General features: G+C 53.8%; 6 protein-coding genes. 3 read left to right on the forward strand and 3 right to left on the reverse strand.

Annotation, left to right across the window (positions count from 1 at the left end; genetic code table 11):
- Positions 1 to 37 precede the first annotated feature (37 nt).
- Genes Q0Z69_RS16295 through Q0Z69_RS16305 form a run of 3 tightly spaced genes read right to left on the reverse strand, consistent with a single transcriptional unit; the run spans position 38 to position 3,672 of the window.
- Entirely contained in the window at positions 38 to 211 is a 174-nt protein-coding gene (locus Q0Z69_RS16295) for a hypothetical protein (RefSeq protein WP_298035459.1), read from the reverse strand.
- A gap of 15 nt (positions 212 to 226) precedes the next feature.
- A complete protein-coding gene (locus Q0Z69_RS16300; protein WP_298035460.1) occupies positions 227 to 1,693 on the reverse strand; it encodes a sugar ABC transporter ATP-binding protein in 1,467 nt (488 codons plus the stop codon).
- Positions 1,694 to 1,722: 29 nt separating this feature from the next.
- The gene (locus Q0Z69_RS16305) at positions 1,723 to 3,672 is read right to left on the reverse strand and encodes a substrate-binding domain-containing protein (RefSeq protein ID WP_298035461.1); all 1,950 of its coding nucleotides are present in this window, start codon (positions 3,670 to 3,672) and stop codon (positions 1,723 to 1,725) included.
- 273 nt (positions 3,673 to 3,945) lie between these two features.
- On the opposite strand from Q0Z69_RS16305, the gene Q0Z69_RS16310 reads away from it, so the two are divergent.
- From Q0Z69_RS16310 to Q0Z69_RS16320, 3 genes are all read left to right on the forward strand, one after another.
- A complete protein-coding gene (locus tag Q0Z69_RS16310; protein ID WP_298035462.1) occupies positions 3,946 to 4,860 on the forward strand; it encodes a LysR family transcriptional regulator in 915 nt (304 codons plus the stop codon).
- The gene (locus Q0Z69_RS16315; protein ID WP_298035463.1) at positions 4,838 to 5,728 is read left to right on the forward strand and encodes a LysR family transcriptional regulator; all 891 of its coding nucleotides are present in this window, start codon (positions 4,838 to 4,840) and stop codon (positions 5,726 to 5,728) included. Before Q0Z69_RS16310 ends, Q0Z69_RS16315 begins: the two co-directional genes overlap by 23 nt.
- A 430-nt stretch (positions 5,729 to 6,158) precedes the next feature.
- Complete coding sequence (locus Q0Z69_RS16320; protein ID WP_298035464.1) at positions 6,159 to 6,449, forward strand: hypothetical protein; 291 nt, start codon at positions 6,159 to 6,161, stop codon at positions 6,447 to 6,449.
- The last annotated feature ends 332 nt before the right edge of the window (positions 6,450 to 6,781 follow it).

The following is a 6,781-nucleotide window of genomic DNA, read 5'->3' on the forward strand; positions in this document are numbered from 1 at the left end:
ACATAAGTATTTCTCCTTTCTGTCTTTTACTTGTCTACTATTCTATCATACTTGTCCACTTTTTTAGTATACATCCACTCCCGGTGAGGAAGACGGGATTAAGTATAGCGAAAAACACAACAAGCACGGCAAGGATGATATAGACTGTGCCCTCGTGGTAGAGGTAGCTCCCTGCGCGCTTAATAAGGGTTCCGGCGCTTTTCCTGTTCATGTCTTCTCCTCCTTATTAAAGTCCCGATGCCATGTGTAGGACATTCTCCTGGCTGAATCGCTCACGGGGCAGCTCACCGGCCATAAGGCCCTCACACAGCACGATGATCCTGTCGGACATGCCCAGTATCTCCTCCATATCGGAGGACACCATGATGATGGCCTTTCCCTGGGCCACAAGCTCGTTCATAAGATTGTATATCTCCTGCTTGGCTCCCACGTCGATGCCCTTTGTGGGCTCGTCGAAAATAATGACGTCCGGGTCAGCCGCCAAGGTCTTTGCAAGGACCACTTTCTGCTGGTTGCCACCTGAGAGGTTGACGACCATCTGGTTTACGCTGGGTACCTTGATACGCAGATCCTCGCGGTATTTCTCCGCCATTGCGGTGTTTTTTCTGCCACTTATGAAGCCGCATTTCGTCAGCTTCCGCATGGCTGAGAGAGATGTATTGAATTTTACGGTGTTGAAAAGGATACACCCCTGCTCCTTCCGGTCTTCCGGGATAAGGCCAATACCGTGGGCGATGGCCACAGCCGGTGAGGTGACATTGATTTTCTTCCCGTTTACCCAAATCTCCCCGGAGTCCGGCTTCTTTGCTCCGGCGATGAGCTCCATGGTTTCACTGCGCCCGGAGCCAACAAGTCCCGCGAAGCCCAAAATCTCGCCCCGGCGGAGCTGGAAGCTTATGTGCTCCACCGAGTTGCCAGTGAGGTCCCTGGCCTCCAGCACCACGTCGCCGACCGGCGTCTTGCGCACCGGGAAGCTCTCGTTAAGCTCCCTGCCTACCATGAGCTTCACAAGCTCTTGACGGTTGGTGTCCTTTGTATTGAGGCTCTGCACGAACTGCCCGTCCCGAAGGACGCTGATGCGCTCAGTGATGCGGAAAACCTCCTCCATGCGGTGGGAGATGTAGATGACCGTGACGCCCCGATCCTTGAGCTTGGCGATGATGTCAAAGAGCATCTCAACCTCGTTTACCGCTAGGGGCGCTGTGGGCTCGTCCATGATCATGATCCTGGCGTTGTTGGAGATCGCTCTCGCAATCTCTACCATCTGTTGATTTGCAGGGCTCAGACGCTCCACGGGGGAGGCGGGGTCCAGGTTGAAGCCGAACTCCTCAAAAAGCTCCCGTGCCATTTTGTTTAGGCGGCGCTTGGAGTAGATATGGCCAAAATTCCGCCCAATGTAGATGTTCTCCGCCACCGTCATAGGGGTGACGAGATTGATGTCCTGATAGATGACTGCCACGCCGTTTTGAGCTGACAGTGCCGGGGTCATCTGTGTATAGATTTTGTCGTCAAAAATGATCTTTCCGCCGGGGTCGGGGTTTATGGCCCCGGCGATGATTTTGATCAGAGTGGACTTACCCGCGCCATTTTCTCCCAGGATTGCGTGTATCTCCCCCTGCTCAAAGGTGAGGGACACGTCATTGAGGGCTGTGACACCAGGGTATGTCTTGGTTATGTGTTCGAGCTTCAGCATATTGCCCCGCTCCTTTCAAGCGAATTGATTTACTGCGCGGGAGTGAAAGTGCCCGCACCGTCGTCAACGGTAATGACGCAGTTGCCCGTGGAGCTGTCAATCCAGTCCCATAGACCAGGAGTGGTGAAGGAGGAGCTGGTATCCACGTTGGTAAGGCCAGTAATGGTCACTGTGCCGCCTTCTCTAATCCAGGTTCCGGCGTAGACATCGGTGATCATGGGGTTTCCGGGGAGGCTCAGTTCACAGGTACCGTCGTCCTTCAGAACGAACTGCATTGTCTCCTTTCCCGCCATGCCGTCAAACTCGTAGGTGTAGGCCGTCTCGCCGCCCTCCGGAGTCGAGGTTGCGTCGCCCTCGCCAATGGGGGGAAGATCGCCCTCGCCAATGGGGGGAAGACTGCCGCTGCCGGAGGTGTCAGCAGTATAGGTGTAATTCGCAGGGTCAATGGTGATGGTGGCGTTGCCGGTCGTACCGTCGATGTAGCCCCAAAGTCCTGGCGTGGCATAGGGGGAGCTGGGATCAACATTGGCAAGGCCGGTGATGGTAACGGTCACACCGTCTGCAGCGATCTCATAGGTGCCGGCGTAGACATCGGTAATCATGGTGCTGCCGGGGAGGAAGAACTTGCAGGTACCATCGTCCATAAGGTCGATCTCGTGGGTCTCATCTCCGCCAATACCGGACATCGTGGCAAGATAAGCGGTACCACCGTCAATGGGCCCGCCCTGAGCTGCTTCGGTGGGTCCCTCGCTGGGAGCGGAGGCATCCGGGCTGTAACCGCTGGTGCTGTTCCAATAGGTGCGCAGGTCAGATTTGGCGAGAATGTCCGCATAGGTGTAATACTCGATGTGGGACGGGGTATCAAAGCAGACGAGGGCCGCGTTACCGCCGTTAAGCTCCGCATCAATGGGGTAGAATAGACCGATAGAGTTGGCATTGGTTTTGCCATAGTCCACGCCGGCTTCGCCGGTAAGGACGGCGTTGGCTAGATTCGCAAGGGTAGCCGCCGCATCGCCGCCGCCGAATTGGCACGCACCGCGAAAGACGCTCTTGGTGCCGGCTCCGTCCGCCACGGAACCGATGAGATACTCATACTCGTCGCCCATGACGCCGCCAGAGAAGAAAGCAAATTCTTTCTGCTCGCTCTCCGGATATGTATCCATGATGTACTGGGAACCGGCAGTAGAGACCAGGGAGTTGTAAGCAATGATGACGCGAACCTTATTGTTGTCTGTCAGGACGCCCGCCACAACGCTGCGGTTGTCGCCAGAGATGTCCATTTCAGTGGTACAGTCAGCCAGGTTGGTGACTCTGTCGGCCACCATTTTGCAGTAGACCGGGTTCTCCACGCGATTAGCCTCGTCCACCACGTCACCCATGAGACTCATGTACTCGCCCTTGGAGTTTTTGAGCCACGGTTCGATGATCTGGGCCTCACCCTGGCACCGAAGCTGTGCATCGGCGCTGATGGTGGAGGAGAGAAACGCTACTTCCCAGTCACCGTTCGGGTCCATGTGCTCCTCAATCCAGGTCTTGGCCACGGAGGCCACATACATGCCGATCATGTATTCGTCATCGGCGGAAACGGCATCGTAGGCATCCTCGGAGATGGAGCCGGTGCCGCCGGAGATGACTACCTTGATACCGGCCTCCCGGGCCTCCAGCAGAACATCTTCCAGCGTCTCGATCTCACAGGGGAGGATCACCAGCATCTCGGCGTCCATCAGGATAAAGTTCTGGATCTGCTGGACCTGATTAGAAACGCTGTCGTCTGCTGAGGCGACCTGGACCTCATAGCCCATGGGCTCAAACATCTCCTTCAGAGCCGTAGCTTCAAGCTCGGAGATGGAGCTGGACATGTTCTGCATACATACACCGATGAGCTTGCTGTGTTCACCGCCGCCTTCGGTCTTGTTGCACCCGGCAAAGGCTGTTACCAAAAGGGCGAGGACTAAAAGAATACTCAGATATTTTTTCATTTTTCTTCCTCCTGTATTGATTTTTTGTTTATTGTGGGATTCTGCCCACCTTATGTACACATTTTATCAGTGGATAAAGCCAAACACAACCCTATTTCAGATCTTTGTTATTCTATTATTTTAAGCCCTTTGGGATAAAAAACTCAAAAAAAGTCAATTTGACGGCCTTGACATTGCTTTTCATCTGAGATATTATCTATATTGACACAGAAAAGAAGATGTAACGCCTCCTGCGAGGAGGTGCTTGTTATTCGGTTTTTTGGAGGGACCTTCATGGAGCTTGACAGACTATCCGATTTTGCCGCTGTGGCGAGATTGGGTTCCATAAAAGCCGCCGCGCGGGAGCGGGGCGTTTCAGATGCCACCTTGGCAGCGCGGATAAAGAAACTTGAAGAGCAGCTCGGAACGCGGCTCTTTGAGAAAAACGGCCAGACCATGGCCTTGACTTCTTCCGGCGAAATGCTTCTTTCTGACGCGGAGCAGATTTTGACTTCCTACCGCCAGCTCCGGCGAGAGTTGAACGCTGCAAAGAACCATTACTACCGCCGCCTTCGTATCGCGGTCACCGGCTCCGGCCTCCCCCTGTATCTGGGGCCTTTCTTGGATAGGCTCAATATAAGCTATCCAGACATCCATATCGACCTTTTGGACGACAGTTGCTTTGGCATTTTCAACGGCCTGAAAACCGGGAATGTGGACATTTATTTTGCCCCAATTATGGATTCCTTTGATCGTGGGGAGCTGGGGGCCTGTCAGGTAGCCTCCTCCACCCAGTTCGTGGTCATGCCTCGGACGCACCCTCTCGCGGACCGTGCTACGGTCTCCATCGGTGAGCTTGACCGGGAGCAGTTTATTCTTTACCCGGAGACGGCGGAGCCAGCTATCCGGGATTTTCAAATCCGTAATCTGCGGGATGCCGGCATTCGCTATACCCTCTATGACAGCGGTACGTCTGCCATTTTTTATAAGCTGCTTGTCCCGGTGGGCAAGGGCATTATTCTGTGGCCAGCGCCCATGCCTGATGTGCCGCCGGGATCTGTCAGTATCCCAGTGACGGGCATTCCGCACCCTGCCGCGACGGTGTTTTTTTACGACAAGCAGACCAATAACCCCGAGGTTCTGGCCTTTGTGTCAGACTTTCCCGCATTTGCCAGAGAGGTGGAAAATGAACACCGCAAAGCTATATGAGTTTCGTGTTCTGGCGGACACTCTCAACTACAGCAAGGCTGCGAAAGCTCTTTTTATCTCCCAGTCTATTCTCTCCCGCCACATTCAGGATTTGGAGGAAGAACTGGGTGTGACGTTGTTTGTCCGCTCTACCCATGGCGTACAGCTCACGGAGGTAGGGCGGATGCTGGCATCCCGCAGCCAGGAACTCATTAAAAGGTGGGATGCCGCTCAAAGCCACCTGCTGCGCCGAAGCGTCAAGGCCACAGGGCGTATCAACATAGGCATATGCCTTGAATATTCCTATTCCGGCCACATCCGGGACTTCTTCGCCGATTTCTCCAGACGCTACAGTAACATTGAGCTCATTTATGACGTTCTCCCCGGAAGCATCCCTCCTCATACCATTAGTCAGTATGACCTGACCTTCTCCCCGTGCGACTATCCAACGCTTCCGGAATATTTCAAACGGCTGCATATCGCGAGCCACAGTACGCAGGTTCTGCTCCCGCCCGGTCACCCTCTGATGAGCAGCTCATCAGTGTATCTCCACCAGCTTGCACACCAGACCATCGTGGTGCCTCATGCCGACGAACTCTTTGGCCCCTACGCCCAGAACTATATGCTTGTCGAGAAGGCTACCCGTGGTCAGGTGGGCTCCATAAGAGTGGACAACCTCCCAACCGCTCTGTTCCTTGTATCCATGGGCAAGGGCATTTGCATTGCCCCAAGCTATGCTCAGAACCTGGCTCCGCGGGAGACTTTCCACGTCACCGTCTCCGACCGTGCCTGCCGGTTTGAAGAATATCTCTACTATAACGATCAGGCCAATTCTGCCGCCCAGCTCTTTTTTGATGAGTTTACAATGCTGATGAGCCAGAAAAAGTAACAAGATCTGCCTAAAGGCTGCACTTGTCGGCTTAGTTGAACGGAGGACCCACCGTCATTATCGAGGGCTGGAGGCAAGTATTTCAACCACCAACCTCACGCCCGAGCTGGATGCCGCTCGGAAACGTTTTCACCAATTAAGCTGGAAAAAAGTTGGCGCCAGACAGAACAGCAGAGGCCGTGCCCTTTCGGACCCGGCCTCCGCCGTTTGGAGAAGTTGGAGGAAACACGCAAATTCAAATTGCTGCCTATACAATGCCATGGTTCGTCCGAAATGCGCCAGGTGCCTTCGTGCAGCGAAATACAGGCTTTTCGTAATTCTACCCATTCGATTGGACCGTTTCTGTGATACACTATCCTCCGATGGGGGCTTGCAAGCCCTGCCAGAAAGTGCTATGCTATGACCTGTTGAGAATAAGGAGAGATTCACCATGCCCACGACCCACACCATGCGATATTATCAAGACCAGGAAAACAAAGTGTTTCGGACCATTCCCGGAATGGACGCCTTGATGCAAAACCCCGCCCTGGAAGCGAAGTTTCCGGAGGCGGCCTTTGCCCTGGAAATGGCAAACAGCCTCTCTACCGGAGACAATGAACAGAACGCCATCCATCAGCGGGCCTATCTGGCAATCCTTCACGGTGAAAGCATCGCCGCGGTCCGGCATAGGTATAAGCTGGACATGGAGAGGTATGTGGAACGGCATATGTGGGATGATTAAAAAAGGAGCCGCTTTCCGCGGCTCCTTAAAAACATATTCTGATCGGACAAAGCTCCATAGCCTTTACCACGCGCGGAATTTGAATCTGCCTTTTCTTTTTATTTTCCGCCAATGGGGTTCTCTCCTTGCATTTGTTCCATTTTTGGATTATAATCGAAAATAAAGGGAAATCGGAAGGCACATTTGACATTTATTAACAAAAAATGGAGGGATGCTATGCTTTATATCGGGATCGATCTGGGTACTTCTGCTCTGAAGCTGCTGCTGGTGGATGAGACCGGCCGGGTTTGCCGGGAGGTCAGCCGGACCTATCCGCTGTCCTTTCCCCATCC

Origin of the sequence: uncultured Dysosmobacter sp. (assembly GCF_947631165.1) — a bacterium.
Lineage (GTDB): Bacteria > Bacillota > Clostridia > Oscillospirales > Oscillospiraceae > Oscillibacter.

Coding starts and splice junctions, on each gene's coding strand:
- Q0Z69_RS16295 (WP_298035459.1), bottom strand. CDS start 211: ATGAACAGGAAAAGCGCCGGAACCCTTATTAAGCGCGCAGGGAGCTAC.
- Q0Z69_RS16300 (WP_298035460.1), bottom strand. CDS start 1,693: ATGCTGAAGCTCGAACACATAACCAAGACATACCCTGGTGTCACAGCC.
- Q0Z69_RS16305 (WP_298035461.1), bottom strand. CDS start 3,672: ATGAAAAAATATCTGAGTATTCTTTTAGTCCTCGCCCTTTTGGTAACA.
- Q0Z69_RS16310 (WP_298035462.1), top strand. CDS start 3,946: ATGGAGCTTGACAGACTATCCGATTTTGCCGCTGTGGCGAGATTGGGT.
- Q0Z69_RS16315 (WP_298035463.1), top strand. CDS start 4,838: ATGAACACCGCAAAGCTATATGAGTTTCGTGTTCTGGCGGACACTCTC.
- Q0Z69_RS16320 (WP_298035464.1), top strand. CDS start 6,159: ATGCCCACGACCCACACCATGCGATATTATCAAGACCAGGAAAACAAA.